General features: G+C 71.9%; 18 protein-coding genes. 7 read left to right on the top strand and 11 right to left on the bottom strand.

Annotation, left to right across the window (positions count from 1 at the left end):
- The first annotated feature begins 2,028 nt into the window (after positions 1–2,028).
- Entirely contained in the window at positions 2,029–2,199 is a 171-nt protein-coding gene (locus TU31_RS30580) for a hypothetical protein (protein WP_158894784.1), read from the top strand.
- A gap of 647 nt (positions 2,200–2,846) precedes the next feature.
- Here the strand turns inward: TU31_RS30580 and TU31_RS39255 are convergent.
- The 6 genes from TU31_RS39255 to TU31_RS30555 form a co-directional block, all read right to left on the bottom strand.
- Positions 2,847–3,005: a DUF6760 family protein gene (locus tag TU31_RS39255; protein WP_085927347.1), complete on the bottom strand. Its 159-nt coding sequence runs from the start codon at positions 3,003–3,005 to the stop codon at positions 2,847–2,849.
- The gene (locus tag TU31_RS30575) at positions 3,002–3,415 is read right to left on the bottom strand and encodes a hypothetical protein (protein WP_042160546.1); all 414 of its coding nucleotides are present in this window, start codon (positions 3,413–3,415) and stop codon (positions 3,002–3,004) included. The genes TU31_RS39255 and TU31_RS30575 overlap by 4 nt, the downstream gene beginning before the upstream one ends.
- Positions 3,415–3,858 carry a phage tail protein gene (locus TU31_RS30570; protein ID WP_042160544.1) on the bottom strand — a complete coding sequence of 148 codons (444 nt, stop codon included), beginning with the start codon at positions 3,856–3,858 and terminating at the stop codon, positions 3,415–3,417. The genes TU31_RS30575 and TU31_RS30570 overlap by 1 nt, the downstream gene beginning before the upstream one ends.
- A gap of 90 nt (positions 3,859–3,948) precedes the next feature.
- Complete coding sequence (locus TU31_RS30565; protein WP_042160542.1) at positions 3,949–5,529, bottom strand: phage tail sheath family protein; 1,581 nt, start codon at positions 5,527–5,529, stop codon at positions 3,949–3,951.
- Between the two features lie 90 nt (positions 5,530–5,619).
- On the bottom strand, positions 5,620–7,344 hold the full coding sequence (locus tag TU31_RS39975; RefSeq protein ID WP_052719116.1) for an eCIS core domain-containing protein: 1,725 nt from the start codon (positions 7,342–7,344) through the stop codon (positions 5,620–5,622).
- Positions 7,345–7,479: 135 nt separating this feature from the next.
- Positions 7,480–8,676 carry a hypothetical protein gene (locus TU31_RS30555; RefSeq protein ID WP_042160540.1) on the bottom strand — a complete coding sequence of 399 codons (1,197 nt, stop codon included), beginning with the start codon at positions 8,674–8,676 and terminating at the stop codon, positions 7,480–7,482.
- A 332-nt stretch (positions 8,677–9,008) separates the two neighbouring features.
- Here TU31_RS30555 and TU31_RS30550 point away from each other — a divergent pair, with 332 nt between their 5' ends.
- Positions 9,009–12,005, top strand: coding sequence for an AfsR/SARP family transcriptional regulator (locus TU31_RS30550; protein WP_158894781.1), 2,997 nt, complete (start codon positions 9,009–9,011; stop codon positions 12,003–12,005).
- A gap of 151 nt (positions 12,006–12,156) precedes the next feature.
- The gene (locus TU31_RS30545) at positions 12,157–13,509 is read left to right on the top strand and encodes an RICIN domain-containing protein (protein ID WP_052719114.1); all 1,353 of its coding nucleotides are present in this window, start codon (positions 12,157–12,159) and stop codon (positions 13,507–13,509) included.
- 52 nt (positions 13,510–13,561) lie between these two features.
- Here TU31_RS30545 and TU31_RS30540 read toward each other — a convergent pair whose 3' ends face one another.
- The 5 genes from TU31_RS30540 to TU31_RS30520 all read right to left on the bottom strand — a co-directional run bounded on the left by TU31_RS30540 (position 13,562) and on the right by TU31_RS30520 (position 19,865).
- Positions 13,562–15,628, bottom strand: a complete 2,067-nt coding sequence (locus TU31_RS30540; RefSeq protein WP_042160538.1) for an ATP-binding protein — start codon at positions 15,626–15,628, stop codon at positions 13,562–13,564.
- Complete coding sequence (locus TU31_RS30535; RefSeq protein WP_042160537.1) at positions 15,625–16,281, bottom strand: Pvc16 family protein; 657 nt, start codon at positions 16,279–16,281, stop codon at positions 15,625–15,627. Before TU31_RS30535 ends, TU31_RS30540 begins: the two co-directional genes overlap by 4 nt.
- A 124-nt stretch (positions 16,282–16,405) precedes the next feature.
- Positions 16,406–17,086, bottom strand: coding sequence for a response regulator transcription factor (locus TU31_RS30530; RefSeq protein ID WP_245698896.1), 681 nt, complete (start codon positions 17,084–17,086; stop codon positions 16,406–16,408).
- A gap of 245 nt (positions 17,087–17,331) precedes the next feature.
- Entirely contained in the window at positions 17,332–18,867 is a 1,536-nt protein-coding gene (locus TU31_RS30525; protein ID WP_042160533.1) for an amino acid permease, read from the bottom strand.
- A gap of 56 nt (positions 18,868–18,923) precedes the next feature.
- The gene (locus TU31_RS30520; protein WP_245698894.1) at positions 18,924–19,865 is read right to left on the bottom strand and encodes a hypothetical protein; all 942 of its coding nucleotides are present in this window, start codon (positions 19,863–19,865) and stop codon (positions 18,924–18,926) included.
- Positions 19,866–20,591: 726 nt separating this feature from the next.
- Between TU31_RS30520 and TU31_RS30515 the strand changes: the two genes are divergently transcribed.
- The 4 genes from TU31_RS30515 (at position 20,592) to TU31_RS30500 (ending at position 25,377) form a co-directional block, all read left to right on the top strand.
- Complete coding sequence (locus TU31_RS30515; RefSeq protein WP_245698892.1) at positions 20,592–21,209, top strand: hypothetical protein; 618 nt, start codon at positions 20,592–20,594, stop codon at positions 21,207–21,209.
- A gap of 171 nt (positions 21,210–21,380) precedes the next feature.
- Positions 21,381–22,241, top strand: coding sequence for a DUF3761 domain-containing protein (locus tag TU31_RS30510; protein WP_245698890.1), 861 nt, complete (start codon positions 21,381–21,383; stop codon positions 22,239–22,241).
- Positions 22,242–22,386: 145 nt separating this feature from the next.
- Positions 22,387–22,917, top strand: a complete 531-nt coding sequence (locus TU31_RS30505) for an Rv1352/Rv1906c domain-containing protein (protein WP_042160528.1) — start codon at positions 22,387–22,389, stop codon at positions 22,915–22,917.
- A gap of 240 nt (positions 22,918–23,157) precedes the next feature.
- Positions 23,158–25,377: an NADP-dependent isocitrate dehydrogenase gene (locus tag TU31_RS30500; protein ID WP_042160526.1), complete on the top strand. Its 2,220-nt coding sequence runs from the start codon at positions 23,158–23,160 to the stop codon at positions 25,375–25,377.
- The last annotated feature ends 89 nt before the right edge of the window (positions 25,378–25,466 follow it).

Below are 25,466 nucleotides of genomic sequence, written 5' to 3'. Positions count from 1 at the left end.
GGCATGCCGGGGACGCCGGGTGCGGTGCGGACCGTGCGCGAGGAGCCCGGTGTCCGTGTGGGTGTCGGCGCGGACGCCGGTTTCTGTAGGGCGACTGCCGGGGCGGCTGCCACTCGTCGGGACGCCGGTCCCGCTGCGGCAGCGGGGCTCTCCGGGCGCGCCGTTCTCGTCGCGGTGCGAAGAGGGACGGCGGGTGGTGCTTGCACGCTTGAGCGCTGCACCGCCGCGGATCCGGCAGCCTCCGCCCCGTGGCCGGTGGGCCGTTGCCGTGCACCTGGGTCCAGCGCACGTGCGGACGCGAGGGGCGCGCGACGGGCGACGAGGGGAGCGACGGCGGGAGGGCGGTGCGCGCTGGCTGTCTGAGGCCGGCTCGTGAGCGCTTGGTTCGTCGGCGCTTGGTTCGTCGGTGCAGGGGAGTCCTGCGGGGGAGTTTTCGGCGTACGGGATTGCGGCGTACGGGATCCCGGCGTGCTGGATTGCGGGGTACGGCCGTCCGACGTGGGGGATTCCCGTGGGTGGGGCTGTGGGTTACGGGATTCCGGGGTGTGGATCTCTGGTGTACGGCTTTCCGGTGTGTGTGTTGTCGGCAACGGGCCTACGGGGGTGGGGCGTTCGAGGGCCTTCGCGGAGCGCTGCAACGGGGCCGGGGCCGGGGCCGGAGTCGGGGTCGGGGACGAGGTTGGCCCCGGGGTGGGGAGCGGCGTTCGGAGCGAGGCCGGTGCCGGGGTCGGTGATTGGGCCGGCGTCGCTGTGGGGGCCGGTGCCGGTGTCGGCGTAGCCCTGGGCGTCGGTGCAGCGCCCTCGCGACGGACCGGGGTGGACTCCGTCGGCGCGCCGATCAGTGGCTTTCGGGGGATCGCGGGGCGTGAGGGCTGTCGCCGGTCCGGCGTACGGCCTTCATCGGCCGGCGGCTGGGCCGGTCGTGCGCCGCCCGCGACGTCCTTGGCCGGAACGTCCTTGGCCGGGGTGTCGGTCTCCGCGCCAGGGAGCAGTGGAGCGCCAAGTCCGAGGCGCTGGCGTCCTGTTACCCCAGGATTCCCCGCAGGCCGCTGGGCGGCTTGCTGCACGGCTCGCTGGACCGGCCGCCGCGTTCGGTCGCCGTCGCCGTCGCCGTCGCTGCCCGCGGCCGGGCTCGCGGCGGGGCTTCGCGTCGCGCTCGGCCTCGCGCTCGGCGCTGCGTGATCAGTGGTGTTGGCGTTCGCGCGTGGGGGCGTGCTCTTGGGCGAGGACGTACCCGAAACCGGTCGCGGGTTCGTGGCAGGGCTCGCGCTTGGCGCGGTGCCTGAAGCCGGCGGGGTCGCGCTCGGTGCGGTGCCTGAAGCCGGCGGGGTCGCGTCCTTACCCGGCGCCGGGCCGGCACCCGGTACGGCGTCCGTGGTCGGGGCGGTCTTCGGCGCGCTGCCCTGGTCCGGGCCGATCGGCTTGCGTGGGCCGGCCGCCCGCCGCTGGACGACCCGGTGGGGGGTGTCAGGTCGTACAGCGGCGGGGGCCGGTGCCGCACCCTCGCTCGCCGGTTCGGCGGCAGGGGTGCGGGGGGAGGGGGGAGAGACAGGGGGCGCCGCTTCCGGACGCGTGGTGGCCGAGGGCGCTGGTGCTTCGGTGCGCTGCAAGGGCGCGTGGGCAGGGGAGGGAGCGGTGCCGCTGCTCGACGCCTTCGACGCGGCGGCCGGCCGCAGGCGGCGCGGCGGCATCGCGACCTTGCCGGCCGAGGTGAGCGGGGACCGCGCGCCGACGGCCTTCCGTACGGGCCTGGCTACCGGCATGGCTGAGGGGAGGCCGGCCGACCTCGCCCCAGGCGATGCGGAGCGAGCAGCCCCACCTCCGTCACCGGGCGCAGCCTCGCCTCCGTGTGCGGCTTCGCCACCGTGCGCGGCCGCGGCACCGGGTACGGGGGTAACACCAGGCGCGACCTCCGCACCGGGTGCGGCCGTGCCACCCCTGCGCACCCCGCCCTCACCGCTGGATGACGGCTTGGCCACCGCCGACCTCTGTGCACTCCGCAGGCCGCCCGACGGCACGGCAGTCGGCGTGACGGACGACGTGACGGACGGCGTGGTGGACGGGGTCACGGACGGCCTGGCGGACGGCCCGCCCGCCGAGGCGACCGGAGGCGCGCCCGGCGCTATGGCCGATGCTGCGTTCGGCGAGTCGTTCCGCGAGGTGATCGCGGACGAGCTCTCGCCTCCCGAAGCCGGTTGACGAGGAGCGCGAACGGCAGCGGTCGGGTTACGCGCCGCGCCCGGCGCCGCCGCCCGCTGTACGGCGGCCCGGGTCTCCGCCGGGCCCGCGTCCCGGACCACCGGACGTGCCGCAGCTCGACTTTCCGTGGGCACCGCACCGCGCGTTTCCCCACGCGCTGCACCCCGAGCCTCCGCCCGTGCCGCACCCCGAGCCTCCGCACGCACCCCGGGCTCGCCCCGCGCCTCGAAACGTCCCCCGACGTCCGGCCCCACCGCCTCGCTCCCGTCCGGAGCCTCATCCTCCCGCCCCGCGACCGGAAGCCGCAGGACCGGGAGCGCGAGGTCGGCGGGGCGGCCGGTGACCGGCACCAGGGCGTCGCGCAGCACACCAGCGGGGGCCGTGGCGTGGACGTCATGCCCCAGTTCCCCGCCGAAGGAGGGGTTGCGGTGCGCGCTCAGCGACGCGGCGAAGCCGGGCTCCGCGACCGGGCGCGGCGTTCCCAGGACCCGCTGTATGGGGGGCACGGCAGACCAGCCGCCGGCGCCGCCACCGTCCGCGCTCCCGGCAGCGGCCTCCGCGGCCGCCCCGGCCTCAGGCCCTTGCGCGGGCTGCGAACCCTGGGCATCCCGCGACCTCCGCCGCCACCTGAACAACCCCATCCTCCGTCACTGCTTCCCTTCAGCCCGCTCCACCAGGGCGGCGATCTGTGACACGTACGCGCGCCGGTCGGCGTGTTCGAGGTCGAGGATGTCGTCGATGCCCCAGTGGAAGTGGTAGGCGAGATAGGCGACTTCCTCTTCGATACGCCCGGTCGCGTACGTCACGATTCCCCCAGGCGGCTCCCGGCCAGCTCCACTTCGAAGGACTCCTCGCAGTGCGGGCAGGACACCGCGGCGCGGGTATGCCCCTCCGCGTTGATCTGCCGGTAGAAGTCCTGAAGAAAGGCCAGGTCGGAGGCGAACATGTTCTCCACCGTCCCGTCGTGCACGGATGCGAGCGTCCCGAGCCGGGTGATGACCCGGCCCAGCAGCACGACCGACAGATATGCCGGGTTCTCGCGCACCCGCACATCCCGCAGCGGGATCAGTTCGTCCCGTGCCGTCGCGAGCCGCATCGCACCGTTTCGGTGCACGGCCCCGGACTCGTCCACGAATCCGCGTGGCAACTCGAACTCGAATTCCGTACGCAACGGCTCGCGTTGCTGTTGCGCCCCCGCCGGGCCCTCGCGCCGCATTACTCGATGACCAGCTCTTCGAAGACGATGGTGACCTGCTCGGTCAGCGCGGCGGCGTCGCCCGCCTTGACCCCGCTGGTCTCGACCTTGCTGCACCAGGCGTTGCGCATGTTGTAACGCTTCACGGGGTTGTTCTGGTAGTCCATCATCATGATGGTGGCGTTCTTACGGGCCGAACCCATATCGCCCGCGATGGACTTGTTGATCCACTCGCTGAACGCGCTGCTCTGCGTCATACCGCGGGTCACCGTGCATTCGCCGGCCTTCTTCGTGCCGGGCATCTTCTTCACGACGGGCTTGCCGTCCGCCGAGACCTGCTGGTATTCGATGACGTCCTGCTCCATGGTCAGTCCGCTGACCTCCTGGAGGTATTCGACCATCACGCCGTCGATCTGGAGGCCGAAATTGTGTGAGGTGAGGGCATCACCGGGCTGAAGGGACAAGGTGGTTCACTCCTGTGGTGAGAAGAAAAGTGCTGACGGGAGAGTGGATGAGGAGGAGGGAGGGGCGCTGGGCCCGGGTGCGGTGTGTGCTTACTCCTCCAGCTCCCCGCCGCCGCCCGAGAACTGGGCCAGCCGGAAGACCACGAATTCGGCGGGCTTGACCGGCGCGATGCCGATCTCGCACACGACCCGGCCCAGGTCGACGGACTCGACGGGGTTGGTCTCCGCGTCACACTTCACATAGAAGGCGTCCTCGGGCCGCTGTCCGAACAGGGCGCCCGAGCGCCACTCATTCACCAGGAACGCCGAGATGTTGCGCCGGATACGGGCCCACAGCGCTTCGTCGTTCGGCTCGAAGACCACCCACTGGGTGCCGATGAGAATCGACTCCTCCAGGTAGTTGAAGTAGCGCCGCACGTTCAGGTAGCGCCAGGCGGGATCGGAGGCCATGGTCCGCGCGCCCCACACCCGGATGCCGCGGCCGGGGAAGGCCCGGATGCAGTTCACGCCGACCGGGTTCAGCAGATCCTGCTCGCCGCGGGTGATCTGGAGCTCCAGGTCGACGGCGCCGCGGACGATTTCGTTGGCCGGGGCCTTGTGGACGCCGCGCTCGGAGTCGTTACGGGCCCACACACCGGCCATGTGCCCGGACGGCGGGACGGTGCGGGTCTGGCCGGTGGCCGGGTCGAAGGCCTTGATCCACGGGTAGTAGAGCGCGGCGTAGCGGGAGTCGTACCCCGCGACCTCCTGGCGCCACTTACGGATGTCGCGGGCGTTGAGCGCCGGCGGCGGGTCCAGGATCGCCATCCGGTCACCCATCAGCTCGCAGTGCGCGACCAGGCCCAGCTGGACGGCCTTGACCTGCTCCAGGTCGATCAGGCCCTGCTGGTAGGCGGCCATCAGGTCGGGCACGGCCACCATGTTGACCTCGTCGAGCGCCTCCAGGCCGCCGAAGCCGGTGCGGTCGGCGGAGTCGCCGATGAACTGGCCCGAGGCGAGCCGCTCGACCGCGCCGTTCCCGGCGGGCGCCGTGGGTGCGGCGGTGGGCGGGGCCAGCGTGACCTGCTGCGCGTCCGGCTTCGTCAGCTGCGCGGCCGGGGCGGCCTCTTCGATGACGATCGTCTTGGAACGCTGCTTCACCTGCGTGACGACATAGTTCCGTGAGCTCTTCTTCGCGCTGACGTCGAAGCTCTCGACGACCTTGTCGCCGTCCTTGACGTTCAGCTTGAACCGGTCGGCACCGCCCTCGCCCTCGACGTCCTGCACCTCGACGGTGAGCGCCCCGCCGTTGGCGGAACCGGCCGCGATCGCGGAGACCTTGAAGGCCCCGAGCGCACTCGGCTCACCGGCGGTCAGCGCCCTGGGCGCCTCCGGGGCCGCGGCGGCCTGCTGCGCTCCGTCGTCGTCGGACCCGCCGACCCGTACGACATACGCGGCCGTGCCGCCGTTGTTGAAGAACCCGTAGACGGAGTGCGCGAGGTAGTACCCGTCCGTGAACTCCCCGAAGGCGGCCACGTACTGGGACCAGTTCGTCACCAGGGTCGGCTCATTGAGCGGACCGGTGGGAGCGAGACCTACGAAGGCCGCCACCGATGTCCCGACCCCTTCAATGGGCCGCGAGCCGCTGGCGACTTCCTCGACGTAGACGCCGGGGGACAGGTAGGTGGGCATGTTCTGTTACTCCCTGGATAGGCGAACCGGCCGGTTCGATTGCTTCTCGTGCGGTGTGCTGACGATGAAAGGAATTGCGGGCGATGAGGGTCAGGGCATCGCGTATTCGAAGGTGGCGGTGAAGGAGGTCATCGAAGTGGCTGCGATCTTGTCGCACCCCTTGTAGAACTCTTCCTCATCATTCGGGTCGAAGTCGTTGGCGGAGACCAGCTGAGCGAGTGCCTGGTATTCGTTGATCGCCCGCTTCTTGAAGTCCCCGTCGTCCTGGTCCACATCCGCATCACGGTGGAATTGCGAGTCCTTGGAACCGCCGGTGGCGGAGTTCCCCTTGGCCTTGGCGAAGATGGCGTACCGGTTGAGGGCCTCGTGCAGCGTGCCGGCCTCGCCGGTGACGACCTGGTTGAAGGCGGCGATCGCCACGGTCGGGTTGGCGGCGGCCCGGCGGAATTCGGCGCCCTGGATGATGGCGACCACCTTGGTGCAGTATTTGCGGCCGTCCTCGCTCATGCCATCGAAGTCATACCCCGGCTCGGTCAGAGCCCGGATGAAATGCTTGGCGAGTTCCTTGTCGGACAGGCCGCTGCTGGTCGCGGCGCGTTCGAAGAGCACGTCGTACTCGCCTTCCTGGGGGCCGCCCAGGACGAAGTTTCCGGTATGGCCGATGGAGTAGGCGTTTCCGGTCGGCTTGTGCTTGAACGGGTTCACCATCTTCTGGCGATTGCGGAAACCGTCGAGGTCCTGTTCCGTCCCGCGCAGCGAAAGCCGTCGGCGGACCTCGGCGAGGCGGTGGATCTGCTCGGTCTCGGAGATCTTCGCTGCCGTGTGCTCCGGGTTCGACGCACCGGTCTTGATGGCGGTGGGGACCACCGGAGGGAGGTGGGCCGCCGCTGCCGCGCGGACCCGCTTCTCGGCGAAGTCCAGGAGATCCTCGTACGAGCCGTACCGCCCGAGGTCCTGCTCCTCGCCCGCCATCTTGACGAGTTCGTTCCGGACCTTGATCTTGAAGTCGTCGTCCCAACGGGCATGGCGTGCCTTGCCCTTGGCGATCAGCGATTCGACGGGAAGGACATCGTCAGCGGTCCTGACGGTCTTGTTCGCGATCTTGAACGTCCGCTGTACGGGATGATGCCCGCCCGTGGTGCCGCGGTCCGGCGCGGGCGCCGGACCGTCCGTCCGTTGCACCGCTGTCGACAGCACCCGGCTCGCGGTGGCCTCCGCCTCCCTCTCGAACCGGTCGGACGGGTCGCTCACCTTGGTCCCGTCGCCGCGGTCGGTGCCCGCGACCGGGCCGTTGCGCTGCTGGATGACGTGGGTCAGTTCATGGGCGAGCATGTGGCGGCCGGACGCCGAGGACGTGTCGTAGCGGCCGCGCTGGAAGACGATGTGCGAACCGGAGGTGTACGCATGGGCCTGCACGGCCTCGGCCGATTCATGGGCGGAGGTGTCGGTGTGCACCCGCACGTCGGAGAAGTCCGCGCCCAGGCGCGTCTCCATGTCGGCGCGGACCGGCTCGTCGAGGGGGCGGCCGGGGGTGCGCAGGACATCGTGGACCGCCGAGCGCTGCACGGTGGGGGGCGCGCCGTGTCCGCAGCCGGGGCCGTGCCGGTGCTGCTCCTGGCCGGCCAGAGCGGCCGAGAACGCCGCGTTGCCCACCGCCCGTTGGAGGGCGGCGGCCGCCTCCGGGGTGAGCCGCTCCGCCTCGCCGGCCGCTGTCTGACGGGCCGCGTCGGAAGCCGGGGAGGGCGTCGTACGGGCGGGGTGCGCCGCCCCCGGGCGTGCGCTCCCCGAGCCCGGCTGCCGATCCTGTGCCCGCACGTCGTTCCTCCCCCATCACCCTGCTGACCACTGCTGGCCGTCTCTGCGCCCTACGTTTTCAACCCTGGCGGACGGGCGGCCCCGGCTGTAGAGACGAACGGGCGTCGTCGGGGGCAGAGCGCACTGCCCGTTCGGTCACGTGGGCGGCGCCGTCCGTGCTGCGTAGGCCAGGTTCTGGGCGCGGATGACGGTGTCGAAGGACTGGTCGGTCCCGGCCCGGCCGTACAGCGCGAAGTAGCCGAGGGACTTGCCGTGCTGAAGTGCACTGGTGCGATCGGCGGCGGCCTCGTACGTCAGGCTGTCGGAGCCGTCGCGGAGGATGACGGCGGCGAAGTGGTTCGCCCAGCCGTCCGGGGCCGCTCCGGTCAGATCGACGAAGTGGTTCTCACCGACGGCGGGGGCGTCCCGCCGCACACTGAGCCCGCCGTCCGCCGGCCTGCCGATGAGTTGGGCGGCCGCTGCCTGACAGTCGTTCGGGAGCGTGATGAGCAGCTCGTGCACCTGGGCCTCCTGGTTCTCGACGGCGGGGAGGCCGGCGAGGAACTCGGAGGTCAGGCCCGGCATCAGGACGGCGAGGTCGGTCAGCCCCTCCCGGCCGGCGCGCTCCGGGTAGGGGAACCGCGCGGCGACCCAGCCGCCGCCCATCGTGGCCACCGCCAGCTTCATGGCCTCGGCCCGCAGGCCGTCGACGGCGGAGCTGCGCGGTTCGGCCCGCGCCTGGAGCGCCGTCACGATGCGCCGGGTGAGGTCGACGAGCTGCCGGACTTCCGGGGGGTCGGTCAGGGATCGCAGGTAGGCCGCACGCTTGTCGTCGCGCTGGGCCCCGGTGTCCCCGCGCACGGGCTCGTGACCGGCACCCTCCGGATGCCGCCCGGCGGCCCGTACGGCGGCCTCCGCCCTGGCCGCGTCCTTGTACACGGGCAATACCCGGTACAGGGTGCGCTCACCGACCTGCACCGCCGCCCCGCGCTCCAGGGTGATCGGCACCCGCTCCTGGGACTCGAGGCTGTGCGCGGCGGCGGTGATCATGTCTGCGTCGGCGTATGCCTCCTGCCGGCCCCGGAGGGCGATACCGCCCTGCGTGGAGACCTTGTCGAAGCCGTGCGCGGCCTCTCCCTCCGCGTACCGCTGCACCTGCTGTGGCTCTCTTGCCTGCTCCGGCGCCAGCGCGCGGGCGACCGCCGCGTTGCCCGCGGTCCGTTGGAGGGTGCGCAGCGCCTCCGGCCCATGGGTGGACAGGGCCGATGCGGGGGTGCGGGGGCGCTCGGGTCCGCGGGTCGCGGTGCGTGGCGCCGATTCCCCTCCCGTGGCCCGCCGTTCGTGTGTGTGCACGAGGGCTCCGTTCTGGCGGCCGGTGATTCGGTGGTCCGGGGTACGTCCTGAGTGGCCCCGTGGCCCGGCCCAGGTGGCCCCACGCCGATTTTCGGCCGCAGCACTGTTCGCCTCCAGAGGCGGAAGGGGAGCCGAACGGGCAGCGCGGTTGCCCTGCCGGACATCGATGGGCACCGGAAACGCTGGTGAGCGTCGGCGGGAATCCCTGCCGGCCGGAGAACAAGGGGGGAAGGGGCGTTGGGTCAATATCAGACGTTTTCCTGGAATCGGTGTCCGCATGCTGGGCTACGTTTGGTACGGCCGGCACATCAGCGCTGGTCCAAAGGGGTGGCGTGGCAGGTCGACAGGGGCAGGGGAGCGAGCTGGCGGTGCACAGCGACGCGAACGAGCCGTCCGGCGCGGAGCGGGCGGGCAGCCCGGACCGGGCCGGCCGGCTGCGGTTTCAGGTGCTCGGCCCGGTGCGGGCCTGGCGCGGAGACCGTCCGCTGCCGCTCGGCCCGCCGCAACAGCGCGCCGTACTGGCGATGCTGCTCCTGCACGCCGGCCGGCCGGTCCCCGTACCGCAGTTGGTGGACGCGCTGTGGGACGAGCGGCCGCCGCCGCGGGCGGTGGGCACCGTACGGACGTATATCTCCCGGCTGCGCGGCCTGTTGGAGCCGGAGCGTGCCCCCCGGCAGCAGGGACGGCTGCTGGTGTCGTCGGGCGGCGGCTACGCGTTACGGGTCCCCGTCGAGGCACTGGACGCGGCCGGCTTCGAGGAGCGGCTGGTCACGGCGCGCCGGTTGCGGTCTGCGGGCGACACCGCGGGCGCGTACGAGCAGCTGCGGGGTGCGCTGGCCCTCCCGGAGGGTATGCCGCTGGCCGGACTGCCCGGACCGTACGCACAACGGCAGCGCGACCGGCTCACCGAACTGTGCGTCACCGCCCAGGAGGAACTCTTCGACTGCGGGCTGGAGTTGGGCGGACGGGACGGTCCGCGGGGCGACTCGATCGCCGGACTGCGGGCCTTCGCCGCCGAGCATCCGCTGCGCGAACGCACCCAGGCCCTGCTGATGCTGACCCTGCACCGCGCGGGCCGCCGGGCGGAGGCCCTCGCGGTCTATGCGGCCACCCGCCGCACCCTCGACGTCGAACTCGGCACCGGTCCGGGGACAGAACTCCGGACGCTGTATGAGGAGTTGCGCGCGCGGCCGGGGGGCCACGGGCGTGGGGCGGGGTCCGGGAACGGGCCTGGGGCCGGCCCTGGGACCCGGCGTGTTTCCGGCCCCGCCGGCGAGCGCGCCCGTCCCGACGGCGCCCGTCCTGACCGCGCAGAGCCTGACCGCCCCCGTCCCGAAGGCGCCCGCCCTGACAGCCCCGGCCCTGGCCGTGCCCGCCCCGAACGCCCCGGCCCGGACGACAGCCGAGACCGCCGGCCCCGCCCCGCCCCGAACGCCCGGTATATCGCCCCGCCGTCGCCCGTACCGGCTCAGCTCCCGCCCGACATCGCCGATTTCACGGGGCGTACGGAGCCCGTCGCCCACCTGGCCTCGGCGCTGCGCGGGGCGGCCGGTGGGCGGGCGCCGGTGGTGGCCACGCTCAGTGGGCTCGGCGGGGTCGGCAAGACCGCGCTGGCGCTGCATGTGGCGCACTCCGTACGGGCCTGCTTCCCCGACGGGCAGCTGTATGTGGATCTACAGGGCACCGGCCGGGCCCCGGCCGACAGCGGCGCCGTGCTGACGCACTTCCTGCGCGCCCTCGGCGTCGCGGCGAGCGCCGTACCGGACGGGCTGGAGCAGAAGTCCGCCCTGTACCGCTCGCTGATCGCCGGCCGCAGGGTCCTCGTACTCCTCGACAACGCCCGCGACAGCGCACAGGTGCGGCCGCTGCTGCCCGGGGCGCCGGGGTGCGCGGTGCTGGTCACCGGCCGTGCGCGGACGCTCGCGCTGCCCGGGGCCGGCCGGGGCGACGTGGAGGTGATGGACGAAGCGGAGGCGCTGGGGCTGCTCGGCGCGATCGTGGGGGCGGAGCGGGCGGCCGCCGAGCCGGAAGCCGCCCGTGAACTGGTCGCCGTCTGCGGCGGATTGCCGCTCGCCGTACGCATCGCCGCCGCCCGGCTGGCGTCCCGGCCGGGCTGGGCCGTGGCCGACCTCGTGGCCCGGCTGAGCGAGCAGCGGCGGCTCGACGAGCTGCGCGTGGGCGACCTGGGAGTGGAAGCGACCTTCCGGCTCGGCTACGAGGCCCTCGGGCCCGGTCTCGCCCACGCCTTCCGGACCCTCGCCCTGGGCAGTATGCCGACCTTCTGCCGGGCCGCCGCGGCCGCGCTGCTGGACACCACGGACGACGCGGCGGAGGCGGCGGTCGAGGCGCTGGTCGATGCCGGGCTCATCGAGGCGCACGGCGACGACCGCTACCGCTACCACGATCTGGTCGGGCTCTTCGCCCGGCGGCTCGGCGAGCGCCATGACAGCCCCGCCGAGCGGGAGGCCGCACAGCACCGCTTCTTCGACCATCTGCGGGCCACCGTCCTGACCGCGTCGCGGCTGATCAGGCCGCCCGGCACCCCGCCGGATCCGCTGAGCCGCCCGGACAGCCCGGACAGCCCGGACAGCCCGGGGCGCGCGTTCGCCGATGCCGACGCCGCGCGCGAGTGGCTGCACACCGTGCACCCGCGGCTGTACGCGGCCGTGGAGTGGGCCCTGGGCGCGACCCCCGGACTGCTGGGACCCGCCGTGGACCTCCTCACCGCATGGTCGTATGCCCTCCGGAGCACCGCGCGCCACCACGAGCTCGAACCGCTGATCCGCCGCGCCGTGGACAGCGCCCGGCGGCACGGCGACGACATGGCCGCGGCACGTGCCCTACGTCTGCTCCGGGTCCCGCGGTCCGGCACCGGGACGTACGGACAGGCGGTGCGCGCGCTACCCGAGAGCCTGCGGCCGGTCCCTGAGGCCCTGCTCAGCGCCAAGGACGCACACGAACTGGCCCTCGTGCTCGCGGCGAGGGACCGGAAGCGCGCCGGACCTCCGTGGCAGCCGGCGACCCGTCGTCGGCAGATGCCGCGGCGATGCCGTCGTGCGCGGCACCCGTGCCGGGAGGCACTGACCTGGGCCCGGCTCGCTCGCGGCGCACCGTCCGGGGACGGCCGGGCGCTGGCGGCTCCGGAGTGTGCGACGCAGGCCCTCGCCATCGAACGGGAGAGGGGCGACGCCTTCGCCTGGGGGCGGTCGCGGGCCGCCCGTGACCGTGCGGTGCCCAACCCCGGCGAGTCCGACCGTGGCCCGCCCCGCCCCGCCCCGCCCTGCTCTCGGCGCGGGCGGCGCCGGCACGGCGCTGCGCGTCCGAGGTGACGTACGGCCTCCGGCTACCGGACCCCCCAGGGGTGGCCGACGGGGCACAGCGCGGTGCAAGGAGCCGTAAGGACATCCGACTCTGCCCCCGGCTCTGCCCTTCCGCACGCTGACCCGGACCCGGCGCAGCCGGTTGACTGCACTGGTGAGCATGTGGACTTCACTGGAACCGCCTTCGGCCACCGTCGACCCCGGTTCCGTCGCGAGGGTAAGGCTGCGGGTACGCAACACGGGCGACACCGTGGAGGAGTACCGGCTGCGGCCGGCCGGCGACGCAGCGGGCTGGACACGGGTGGAGCCGGATGTGCTGCGGCTGTATCCCGGTGCCGAGGGCACGGCGCAGGTCGAGTTCGCGCCTCCGCGTACGCCGGACTCCGTGGCGGGGCCGACGCCGTTCGGTATCCGCGTCGAGCCGACGGAGCATCCGGAGATCCGTGATGTCGTCGAGGGTCAGATCACGGTCGGGCCGTTCGCCGAACTCCGCTGTGAACTCGTGCCGTTGACCGTACGCGGCCGGTGGCGCACCAAGGCGTCGGTCGCCGTCGACAACCTCGGCAACCAGCCGCTGACGGTGTCCCTCTCCGGCCGCGAGAACGGTGACGCCCTCACCGTCGAACCCGAGCCGACATCGGTCCAGGTCGCGCCGGGCCAGGCCGCCTTCACACGCGTCAATATCCGTCCCGGCGCGGTGAGTTGGGTCGGCGGGACCAACAAGCACCCGTTCACCGTCTCCGTGCAGCGTGCCGGAGTCCCGGAGCCGACCGAGCTGCACGGCACCTACCTCCAGCCGTCCGTGCTGCCGCGCTGGGCGATGGCGGTGCTGTCGCTGCTGCTCGTGGCGGCGGTGGCCTTCGTGGCCCTGTGGTTCAGAGCCGTGCCCAAGGTGACGTCGAGCGCGCGGGAGAAGGCCGGCGCGGCCCACAAGCTCCCGCAGAAGGAAGAGAAGCCGTCCGCGCCGGCGCCGTCCAAGCCGCCGGAGGAGAAGCCCGAGGAGAAGCCGGAGGAGAAGCCCGAGGAGCCCGCCGGCGGCGACGAGCCGAAGGACGAGGGACCGGCGCAGCAGACCATCCGGTCCGGCGCCAACGGTGGCTGGTACCTCCAGGCCAACGGGGGCGGCCAGGAGGACGGCACCCAGATCGGCCAGAGCGCCACATGGACGGAAGACCAGTTCGGCCGCAACCAGTGGTGGACCATCCACCACTACCCCGAGGACAACTCCGTTGCCCTGGAGCCGGGCAGCGCCCCGGGCGGCGTTGCCCAGCTGAAGCCGGGCACCAACGAGGTCGAGCTCATGACGGCCGACCCGGAGCAACTGGCCTCGGGCAAGCTGCCGCCCCATCAGAAGTGGCGGCTGGTGGACACGGGCAACGGCCTCACCCGCATCGTCAACCTGAGCAACGATGAATGTCTGACCGACATGCAGAACGACAAGGGCGCGGTGTCCTTCAAGTGCGCCGACGGGCCCTTCGACCGGCAGGACTGGAAGATCGCCGAAGGACAGTGACGCGGGCCGGGGCCGGCGGGCACCCCGCCAGGCCCCGGTCGCACCCGGACCCTCAGGCCCACAACGGCGAAGCGTCCGGCACCAGCCGCCCCATCTTGCGGTACTCGCGCCGGGCCCCGGCCCGGATGTCCTCGGCCGACACCGCCTCGCCGCGCCCCGCCGCGAGATAGCCGGCGGTCACCGCGGCCGACCGGATCGCCCCGCCGGACAGCTCGTACTCCTTCGCGCAGACATCGAGAGCGAGGTCGTCCGCGCAGGGAGTGGCGGCCAGACAGGAACGCCACAGCGCGATGCGCTGCTCGGCGTCCGGGAACGGGAAGTCGACCACCAGATCCAGCCGCCGGGTGAACGCCTCGTCGATGTTGGCCCGCAGGTTGGTGGTCAGGACGGCGATCCCGTCGAACGCCTCCAGCCGCTGGAGCAGATACGCGCTCTCCAGATTCGCGTACCGGTCGTGTGAGCTCTTGACCTCCGAGCGTTTGCCGAAGACGGCGTCCGCCTCGTCGAAGAGCAGCACGGCGTCCGTGCGGTCGGCCTCGGAGAAGATCCGCTCCAGGTTCTTCTCGGTCTCCCCGATGTACTTGTCCACCACCGCGGACAGCTCCACCACATAGAGATCCAGGCCCAGTTCGCCGGCCACGACCTCCGCGGAGAGCGTCTTTCCGGTACCGGATTCCCCGGCGAACAGCGCCACCACGCCCCGTCCGCGCCCGCCGCCGGTGCGCAGCCGCCACTCGCCCAGCACCTTCTCCCGGTGCCGCGCCCGCTGCACCAGTTCGTGCAGCAGCGTGAGCGGTTCGGGCGGCAGGACGAGCCCGTCGAAGCCGACGGCGGGCCGGATGCGCCGGGCGTGCCGGTCCAGCAGCGGCGCGGACTGCTGACGCGCGCTGTGCTGGACATGGGCGGCGGTCACCGGCGTCCCGTCGAAGGCGGCGAGGGCGGTGGCGGCACGGGCCGCCCGGCGGATCTGGGCGGCGCCCAGCCGGTACGGCGCCACGGCCGCGGCCAGGTCGAAATCCTCGTCCACGACGCCGAGTTCGGTGCGCCAGACCTCATCCGCCGCCGCCCCGGCTTCCGGCGCCTCCAGCGCGAACAGCCCGGAATCCGGGGCCCAGCCCGGGTCGTACGGCTCGCTCCCGAAGAAGACCACCGGTACGTCCCGGCCCGCCAGCGCCCTGACGAGCCCGTCGGGCCGCTCCGGCAGCGGCCCCACGACGACCGCGGCCCGCCGCAGCCGCGCCTCCCGCAGCAGCGCGCCCGTGAGGCCCACCCCGTCACCGCGCCGGCCGTCCGGCCGATACCGCAGCACGGGCAGCCCGGCGCGCCGCAGCCCGTCGGTCACCGGTGCGGCGGCGGTGCCGGGCCGGCGCTCCCGCAGATGTACGGCGAGCGGCCGCTCCCTCGCGAGCCCGGCGAGCCGCCCGGCGAACGTGTCGTCCTCGGTGCGGGCACCGCTTCCTCCACGGCCGGCGGCCGGCTGTTCCGCCGTCAGCAACTCCACCTCACCGGCGCCGAGTTCCGGATCGAGGCCGTCGTCCCCCAGCAGATGGGCCACCACCCGCTCCGGCACCCGCAGCGCCCGTCCCGGCAGCGGCCGGTCCTCGTCCTCGATGACGAGCAGCCCACCGGACAGCAGCGGCGCGGCGGGGTGGAAGCGGGCGCGGGCTCCGGGGTCGTACGGGCCGGTGCCCGCGAGGTCCAGCGCCAGCGCGACCGTGGCCCGGCGACGTCCGACATCGTCGTTGAGGTAGCCGTACAGCGGCTCGAAGCCCCGGTCCACATCGGGCGCGAGCGCGGCCAGGAGGATATGCAGGTCCAGGGCCGACAGCCCGAACCGCCCGGCGAGCGCGGCCGATCGGTCCGCTGCCTCATCGGCCGGCTCGCCGGTATGCGCCTGACCCGCGAACCTCTCGCCCATGTACCGATCGGCCTCCGTCGGCGCCTGCGCGGCCAGCCGTCGGGCCGTTTCCGGGGTCACATACAGCCCGCGCAGCGGGTCCGCAGCCGTCGGATCGTCGGCGCTGCGCCGCTCGACCAGCCCGGCCACCCGCTCCCGCAGCCCCGCCAGCCGGGTCAGCAGGGCGCCACCCGGGGTGACGCCAGCCGTGGTGCCCGTCACCGTTCCCCCTCGCTGCCCTGCGCGGGCGAGGCACCCGGAGCGGACCGGAGCATCCGGGGCCGGGAGTCGCCGGGCACGCCGTCGATTCCACGGACGACCGTGACCGCGCCCTCCGTGACCGGCGGCGCCACCTCGTACGACGGCGAGACCGGGAAGGGCACGGTGACCACCACGTCCAGGGACGGCTTGAGTTCGCCGCCGAGTGCCGACCAGATGTCGGCGATCGAGCGGGACTCGGGCGGGGGCACGGCGACGGTGAGCGGAATGCTCACCTCCAGCCCGCGGAGCGCGTCCGGCAGCGCGGCCGCCGGCAGGATCTCGTGCGAGAGCAGGCACCCCAGCGCGGCGGACAGCAGCCGGTGCTCGTCCTCCGGACGGGTGGTCCACGCCGTGACCAGGTAGGACAGCCGGAACCAGCGTGGCGGCTGACGCCGGCGCACCACCACCCCGCCGGCGTCCCGTTCCGCGACCGTCCCGCGCTCGCGGCGGGCGACGTCCTCGCGGATGTCGTACAGATACGCATTGAGCGTGGGGGCGTTGCGCCGCGCCGCCCAGTCGCGGGTCGGCGCCTCGAAGGCGACGTCCCCGGTGCCGTCCGGCAGCACCCCGCCGCACAGCACCCGCCGGATCGCCTCATCGACTTCGTGCATCATGCGCGTTCCCCCGCCCGGCGACCCGCCGCTTCCTGTGCCCACTCCGTCACCGCTGCGCCCCTTGCTCTTGCATTCGCACCTGTCTCCGCGTCCCCATCCGTATCCGTGCTTGCTGCCGCCCCCATCAGATGTAGCCCTCCCGCAGTGCGTAGGCGACGGCGTGCGCGCGGTTGTGCAACTGGAGCCGCGTCATCAGGGCATGCAGGATGTTCTTGACGGTGCGCTCGGAGTAGGCGAGCTTCTCGGAGATCTGCCGGGTGTCCAGCCCCTCGGCGATCAGCCGCAGCACATCGACCTCGCGCGGCGCCATCCCGAGCGTCGGTACGAACCCGACGGAGGGCGAGGCCGTCACCGACCGCCGCAGCTGCCCCACCTGGGTGAGCAGCGTGCTGATCAGGTCCGGTGGCAGGTCGCCCTCGCCGCGCGCCGCGCTCTGCACCGCCCGCAACAGCCGCTGCGGGGTGGCCTGATGACGCCACAGGATGGCCCGTACGCCGTACTCCACGGCCGTCATCAGCTCCGGCTCGCGCAGATCCCGGGCAATGAGGACGACGCGCTGCTCGCCGCCCCGTATGAGCCGTCTCAGTTCGGCCGCGGCCAGGTCGTCGAACCGGTCGATGGGCATGATCGCCACAGTGCCGACCGCTTCCCCGCCGTCTTCATTCGCTCCGCCGCGTTCCGTCTGCTCCGTCCGCTCCCTGACCGCTGTTCCGGTCTGGTTCTGGACAAGCTCGACGGTGGGCTGGTGCTGGAGGTGACTGACGACTCCGGCCCGACTGAGCGGGTCGGTGGCGTGCACTGTCACCGTGACACGTGTATCCGGCACTTATGTTCCTCGTCTCGCCCCCGATTTACCGACAGTCACAGAGTGAGTGAAGGCAATCAACAAACGTTTACTGGGCAATCAACGCCAGAGCGGACTCTTCGGCATTGAGGCGAGGAAGGGCACAACCACCGCATCACCATGGGGAGGACGGGGCGTGCGGGCCGGGGGTGACGCGCGGTGCGAGAGCGCGCGTCACCCCCGTGGCCGGCGGGGCCGGAGGCCGCCTAGTGCGAGGCGGAAGCCGTTCGCTCCGGCGCCGAGCCCTGCGACGGGTTGCTGCGCGGGTGCTGCGGGTTGAGGAACCACTTGCGGGCGGAGACCAGCCACCAGGTACCGGCGAAGACCAGCACCACACCCACGGTGAGGGGCGCGTAGTTGAAGGTCTCCAGGGTCACCGGGCTCTGCTGCGGCAGCATGAACAGCACGGTGATGATCGCGACCCAGCTGACCGCGGTCACGCCCACGGGCTTCGACCAGCGCCCGAGGTGCCAGGGGCCGCGCCGGAAGTTCTCTCCCTGGCGCAGACGCAGCAGCGTGGGCACCACGTAGGCGATGTAGAGCCCGATCGTCGCGATGGAGGTGACGGCGGCGTAGGCGGTGGTGTTGAACAGGTACGGCAGACCGAGGACGAACGCACCGCCCGCGGCGAGCCAGACCGCGTTGGTCGGGGTGCGGGTCCCCGGGTGGAGCTTGTGCCAGACGGCGGAGAACGGCAGCGCCCCGTCACGGGAGAAGGCGTAGATCATGCGGGAGTTCGCGGTCACCGACGCCATCCCGCAGAACAGCTGGGCCCCGATGATGACGAGCAGCATCAGCTTGCCGGTGCTCGCGCCGAGCGCGTCCAGGAAGATCTGCGCCGGCGGCACACCGGTGCCCGACTCCAGGGCGCCGGTGTAGGACTGGATGGCGAAGGTCAGCCCGAAGAGCAGCACGAATCCGGCGGCCCAGGACACCACGATCGAGCGGACGATGCCCTTCGGCCCCTCGACCGAGGCGTTCTTCGTCTCCTCCGTCATATGGGCGGACGCGTCATAGCCGGTGAAGGTGTACTGCGCCATCAGCAGGCCGATGAGCGCGACATAGACCGCGGAGCCCCAGCCGGTGTTGTTGACGAACTCGGTGAAGACGAAAGCGGGGGACTGGTGCTTGTCGGGGATCACCAGCAGCGCGCCGACGATGACCACGACGCCGATCAGATGCCACCACACCGAGACGGTGTTGAAGAAGCCGACGACGCGCACCCGGAAGGTGTTCACCACGGCGTGCAGCAGGAGGATCACGCCGAAGAGCAAGATCGTGTGGGCGGGAGTGGCGGCGTAGTCGAACTGGAGGTTCAGATAGGCATTGAGGAAAGACGCGGCGCCGAAGTCGATGCCCGCGGTCACGGCCACCTGGCCGAGCGTGTTGAACCAGCCGGTGAACCACGCCCAGGCCGGCGCGGACCGCTGCGGAGCGAGCTTGTGCGCCCAGAAGTAGAGGCCGGCGGAGGTCGGATAGGAGGAACAGACCTCGGCCATGGCCAGGCCCACGAACAGGGTCATCAGGCCGACAACCACCCAGCCCCACATGATCAGGGCCGGCCCGCCGGTGTTCATCCCGAAGCCGTACATGGTCAGGCAGCCGGACAGGATGCTGATGATGGTGAACGAGACGGCGAAATTCTGCCGCCCGGACATCGAACGGTCCAACGTCTGGGCGATGCCCAGTTCGGCGAGGCGCTCCTCCTCCGTCTGCGTGACGCTTGGAATCTCCAGTGGCATGGCTGGGACCTCTCCTGTTGGTGGCGCGGTGACGTGCGGAACAACCTCGGCCGGGGCTACGGTGCGGACCCCTTGACCGCCCATTTCCGATGCCGGGCGAAGAGCTGCTGGGCGTCTCCGCAATAGCTCCACGGCACATCCGTGGCGTACGGGCCGATGGCGTCGAACACCTCGGCCGCCGCCCGGTGCTGATTCGCGAAGGACATCGCATGGGCCAGGTAGTTGGCGTCCTCATGGAAGGCGGCGTGCGGCATGGAAGGGGCCCGGTACGTCCACCAGTTCACCCACGCCTGCTGGGTCGACGGGTTGTCCGTCCACGGGTGGACCGTCAGGCCGTAGCGGTGCCCTTCCTTCTTCATCCGCATCCGGTGCGATTCGGCGAGCGCGACCAGCGGCAGGACGTGTAGCGGCATTCCGCGCGGGACATGGGCGCACCGCTCCTGCGCCCAGTGGAACATCTCGCCCGCCACGCCGTGCTGGTCCGGGAACATGTAGGTGAGCAGCTCGTGGTGCGCCTCCCTGTTCCACGGGTCACGTTCCTCGATCTCCTGCCACACGGTGTGCACCGTCTCCCGCCACTGCCGGTCGCGTGGCGGGGAGTGGAAGCGCAGCAGGGCGAGCATCACGACATACGGCGTCGGATCGGCCGGCAACGCATCACCGGCGGCATGGCAGGTCTCCCAGGCCTGCTCCATGTCCGGCCCGCTGCCCTGTCCCCGTGGGCCGGCCATCGAGCGCAGCGCCAGGACGGTGGCGAGCAGGGCCAGTGCATGGGGAGAACGGGGTTCGGCCTGGGCCCAGGTGTCGGCGAAGGTGAGCCGGGCCCCCGCGCGGGCGAGTACCTGGAGGCGGAAGATCCGGCGGTCCCAGTCGGCGCCGGTCGCGGTCAGCAGTTCCCGTGCGCCTTCCCACCTGCCCATCGCGGCGTCCTCCACCACCGCGCGCAACCGGGTGTCGTCCCGCGCCGGATGCCGGTCGAATGCCGGTTGACGTCTCACGACTGCCCCGTCGGCGTTCTCTCGGGTGCGGCGAACAGTTCCTCACCATGCGCGGGACGGCGCGCACGGGGGTGATCAACAGGCACTTTTCAGGCCTCCGGGTGGGCGTCCGCCGTGACGGACGCCGACGTAGGGGGAGCGCGTCGCACTGGGCGAACGACCATGGGGCCGGCCGGGCCCGTATGCCCGGCGTCCTTGACGGGCGGGCCGGCGGGGGCGTCGGGCGAGGCGGTCCGGCACCGGTTCCGCGCCGCTGGTGAGAAGGGTGCCCGGACATCGTGGGAGTCCGGGGGCGATCGCCGCGAGCCCCGGATCCGGCCCCTGCTGCGGGGCTGTCTCGTGCGCAGGCGACAGCCCGATACGACCTTGAGGGGCAATCACCGCAATCTCCTGTACGTGGCATGCATGTACTGCGCAAGCGGGCTGTCAACTTCGGTCATGTGGTGCTGACTTGAGAAAGAAGACTATTCACTGATGCGCGCCTGCGCACATTGCTTCGGCGATAAAAGCTCATGTGATGGGGCCGCCGGCCGGCGCCGTGTGGGTGCCCGCGTTTCCCCGGGTGTCCATCGGCCCGCGTTCGAGGACGAGTTGACGGTCCGTCCCGGTGGCCCGATGGCCTGCCCACCCGTTTCGGTCACGACATCATCACAGGTTCTTCACTTTATCTATTTCGATGTTCAACAACTCGATACTCTCCCGGTTCCAGACACCTTGGGGGGAACCATGACCTATCAGCAGCCTCCGTCCCAGCCCGGACAGCAGCCGCCGAACCCGTACGGGATGTACGCGCCGCCCCCGCCGAAGAAGATGAGCACCGGCGCCAAGGTCGGTATCGGCTGCGGTGGCGCTTTCGGTGCGCTCGTTCTGCTCGGCGTCATCGGCGCCGCGATCGGCGGCGGCGACTCCGGAACGCGGGCCGAGAAGCCCGCCAAGGCCGCCGCCGCACCGGCGCCGGAGCGCGCGAAGGGAAAGGCGGCACCGGCCGACGCCAAGCCGGAGAAGAAGCCGGAGAAGCCGGAGGGGAAGCCGGACGCGCCGAAGAAGGCCGAGCCGGCTCCCAAGTCACCGGCCGACCGGTTCAAGGCCTTCGTCGCGAAGCACGGAAGCCCGAATGAGAAGGCCGCCCCCGAACACGTCACCAAAGTCCAGGGCGCCGACGAGCTGAACGACATCCTCGACTCGGTCGACATCCACACCGACTTCACCGGCGGGCTGATGGGCCCGCACCAGAGCGAAGGCAAGCTGATCGCCTCCGCCTTCGCCGACTGGAAGGAATCCAAGAACGGCCTCGTCACCGTTTACGACGTCAAGGGCGAGATCCTCTCCAACGGCAACTTCTGACCGCCCGGCGCGACGGGAAGGCCGTACCCCGGATGACGGCGGCGCGGCCTCCCTCGCGCGGGCAGCACTCCGACACCACTTGTCTCCCCGGTTTCAGCCGGGCGGCGGCTCGCGACCGTGGGCAGGGCCATGCATGCAGGGGAGTATGCAGTCGCACGACAGGGGGGCCACATGACCGGGAATCAACGGCCGATGTCGCCGGAAGAGAAGAAGAACGCCCGGCTCGGCTGCGCGGTCATCGCCGTTTTCGTGCTGCTGGTCGGTGGATGCGTCAACTTGATGGACGGCGGCGAGGACTCGAAGTCGTCCGCCGGTAGCTCGGTCTCCGACGTGTCCGATGCGGCAGACGCAGCAGAGGCAGCAGACGCAGCGGACGGATCCGATGCCTCCGACGCGTCCGATGCGACGGACGGCGGCGACGCTTCCGACAGCGAGAGCAGCACCGTCACCGTGCCGGACTACGCCGGGAGCAACCTTCAGGAGGCGCAGGACGACGCGCAAGGCAGGGGCATCTACCTGCTGGAGAGCCGCGATCTGTCCGTCCGGCACCGCGCACAGGTGTGGGACCGGAACTGGCAGGTGTGCGCGCAAGAGCCGGCCGCCGGGTCGGACATGGCGGACACCAAAACGCTCACCTTCACCGTCGTGAAGACCGGCGAGAGCTGCGACGCCCCTGACGCGTCAGGGTCCGCAGGCGACGACGGAGCCCCTGAGCGCACGGACGATCCGGCCGGGGACGGCACCTCCGGCACCTCCGGCTCGTCCGGCACCTCCGGCTCGTCCGGCACCTCCGGCTCGTCCGGCACCTCCGGCTCCTCCGGCGCGGACGGGAGCGGCTCCTCCAGCTCCTCCGGCGGCGCCGGCTCCAGCGGCGGCAGCGGTTCCACGAGTGGCGGCGAGGAGGAAGCCCAAGCCCCGGCAGGCGCCTCCGCGCGGTGCAACGACGGGACCTACAGCTACAGCGGGCACCGGCGGGGCACATGCAGCCACCACCACGGGGTCGCGGTCTGGCTGCGGAGCCTTCCGGCCTGAGCGGGCGCCCGGTCCGGGAGCGGCGGGGCGTAAGGGGTGCGGGCCGGGCGTAAGGGGCGCGGGCCGGGCGGGCGTCTGGCCGTGCAACCTTCGACGGCATTGGGCGGTCTTCACGACACCATCACAGATGCCAGGGGGATTGATCATGTCGTACTCGCCGCAGCCCGCGCCCTCCGGTCAGCAGCCCCACCCGTGCGCGCCCCCGCCGGCCGCGCAGCCGCCGGTGACCAGGCACTCCGGGCTCAAGATCGCGGTGGGTGCCGGGTGCGCGCTCGTCGTCTTCGGGCTCGGCGTCACCGTCGGCGGCGGCAGCAAGAAGGACGGAGCGGAGCCCGCCCGCACCGGCACGGTCACCGTCACCGCCAAGACGGCGCAGGCCGCAGCGGAGAAGGCGGGCCGGACGGCCGGGCCCACCACGCAGGCGGCGGCGCCCGCCACCACGGTCAGCCCGGGCAGCTACCTCGTGGGGAAGGACATCGCGGCCGGCACCTACCGGACCGGCGGCCCCGCCGCCTCCGATGTGCCGCTGTGCTACTGGGCACGGGCCAAGGACTCCAGCGGCACGATGGCCGGCATCCTCGCCAACGGTACCCCCAAGGGCCCCGCCCGCGTCACCGTGAACACGGGGGAGACCTTCGAGACCCACGGCTGCCGGCAGTGGACCAGAATCGGCTGACCGGGGCCACGACCGTCTCCGGCGTCGGCGGGGCGGAGTGCTGCCGGGCGGCGTCCGCTGCCGCCGTGCCGACGCTGTCGCCCACGGCCGCCCGGACCGGCGGGCAACCGGTTTTCTCCGGTCGCGGCGGGTCGGAACTCATTCCTCCGGTTTTGCCCGGGGCGGGGTCCTGTCGAGAGGGGGCCGCCCACGAGATATCTTGATGTCGAGCAATGTTGCAGACGTGGAGCGGAGCACCCGGTGACTGACTCGACCATCATTTACACCCACACTGACGAGGCCCCGGCCCTGGCGACGTATTCGTTCCTGCCGGTGATCCAGGCATACGCGTCGACGGCCGGCGTCAGCGTGGAGACCCGTGACATCTCGCTGGCCGGGCGCATCATCGCGAGCTTCCCCGAGCGCCTGGAGGAGGGGCAGCGCATCGACGACGCCCTCGCCGAGCTCGGTGAGCTGGCGAAGACTCCCGAGGCGAACATCATCAAGCTGCCGAACATCTCGGCCTCGATCCCGCAGCTGAAGGCGGCCATCGCCGAGCTTCAGGAGCAGGGCTACGCGCTGCCGGCTTACCCGGACGACCCGAAGACCGACGAGGAGCGCGACATCCGCGCCCGCTACGACAAGGTCAAGGGCAGCGCCGTCAACCCGGTCCTGCGTGAGGGCAACTCCGACCGCCGGGCGCCGGCGTCGGTCAAGAACTACGCCAAGTCCAACCCGCACCGCATGGGCGCCTGGACGGCCGACTCGAAGACGAACGTCGCCACCATGGGCGTCGACGACTTCCGCTCCACCGAGAAGTCCACGGTCATCGGCCAGGACGGCACGCTGCGCATCGAGCTGTCGGGCGACGACGGCTCCACCACCGTCCTGCGCGAGTCGGTACCGGTCCTCGCGGGCGAGGTCGTCGACGCGTCCGTGATGCGGGTGGCCGCGCTGCGTGAGTTCCTCACGGCGCAGGTCGCGCGTGCCAAGGCCGAGGGCGTGCTGTTCTCGGTGCACCTGAAGGCCACGATGATGAAGGTCTCCGACCCGATCATCTTCGGCCACGTCGTCCGCGCCTTCTTCCCGAAGACGTTCGCCCAGTACGGCGAGTCGCTCGCGGCCGCCGGCCTGACCCCGAACGACGGCCTCGGCGGCATCTACAAGGGCCTGGAGTCGCTGGCCGACGGCGCCGAGATCAAGGCGTCCTTCGACGCCGAGCTCGCCGAGGGCCCGGAGCTGGCCATGGTCGACTCCGACCGCGGCATCAGCAACCTGCACGTGCCGAGCGATGTCATCGTCGACGCCTCCATGCCGGCCATGATCCGCACCTCCGGTCACATGTGGGGCCCGGACGGCGCCGAGGCCGACACCCTCGCGGTCCTCCCGGACAGCAGCTACGCCGGCATCTACCAGGCCGTCATCGACGACTGCCGCGCCAACGGCGCCTACGACCCGTCGACGATGGGCTCGGTCCCGAACGTCGGCCTCATGGCGCAGAAGGCCGAGGAGTACGGCAGCCACGACAAGACCTTCGAGATCCCGGTCACCGGAACCGTCCGGGTCCTCGACGAGAGCGGCAACGCCGTCCTGGAGCAGGTCGTCGGCGCCGGCGACATCTTCCGGATGTGCCAGACCAAGGACGCGCCGATCCGCGACTGGGTCAAGCTCGCCGTCACCCGCGCCCGCGCGACCGGCAACCCGGCGGTCTTCTGGCTCGACGCCGGCCGTGCGCACGACGCCCAGCTCATCGAGAAGGTCAAGACCTACCTCGCCGAGCACGACACCGAGGGCCTTCAGCTGGAGATCATGTCGCCGGTCGACGCGATCACCTTCTCCCTGGAGCGCATCCGCCGTGGCGAGGACACGATCTCGGTCACCGGCAATGTGCTGCGTGACTACCTGACCGACCTGTTCCCGATCCTGGAGCTGGGCACCAGCGCGAAGATGCTCTCGGTCGTCCCGCTGATGAACGGCGGCGGCCTGTTCGAGACCGGCGCCGGCGGCTCCGCGCCCAAGCACGTCCAGCAGCTGGTCAAGGAGAACTACCTGCGCTGGGACAGCCTGGGTGAGTTCCTGGCCCTCGCGGTCAGCTTCGAGCACCTCGCGCAGAAGACCGGCAACGCGCGCGCCCAGGTGCTCGCCGACACCCTCGACCGTGCCACCGGCACCTTCCTCAACGAGAACAAGTCGCCCAGCCGCAAGCTCGGCGGCATCGACAACCGCGGCAGCCACTTCTACCTCGCGCTCTACTGGGCGCAGGAGCTGGCCAAGCAGACCGACGACGCTCAGCTCGCGGAGGCGTTCGCGGCCCTCGCCAAGACGCTGACCGAGCAGGAGCAGACCATCGTCGACGAGCTGATCGCGGTGCAGGGCTCCCCGGCCGACATCGGCGGCTACTACCAGCCCGTCGTGGCGAAGGCCGATGCGGTCATGCGTCCGTCGAAGACCTTCAACCAGGCGCTGGCGAACCTCAGCTGACCCGACAGCTGCGCACGCCCCTGCCGCCCCGGCCGGTATCCCACCGGCCGGGGCGGTGCCGTCTCCGGCGGCGGCCCGGGAAGGTAACG

Source organism: Streptomyces lydicamycinicus (assembly GCF_000829715.2).
Taxonomy (GTDB): domain Bacteria; phylum Actinomycetota; class Actinomycetes; order Streptomycetales; family Streptomycetaceae; genus Streptomyces; species Streptomyces lydicamycinicus.
Note: the sequence above shows the minus strand (reverse complement) of the source record. Positions and strands in the feature narration are given on the sequence as shown.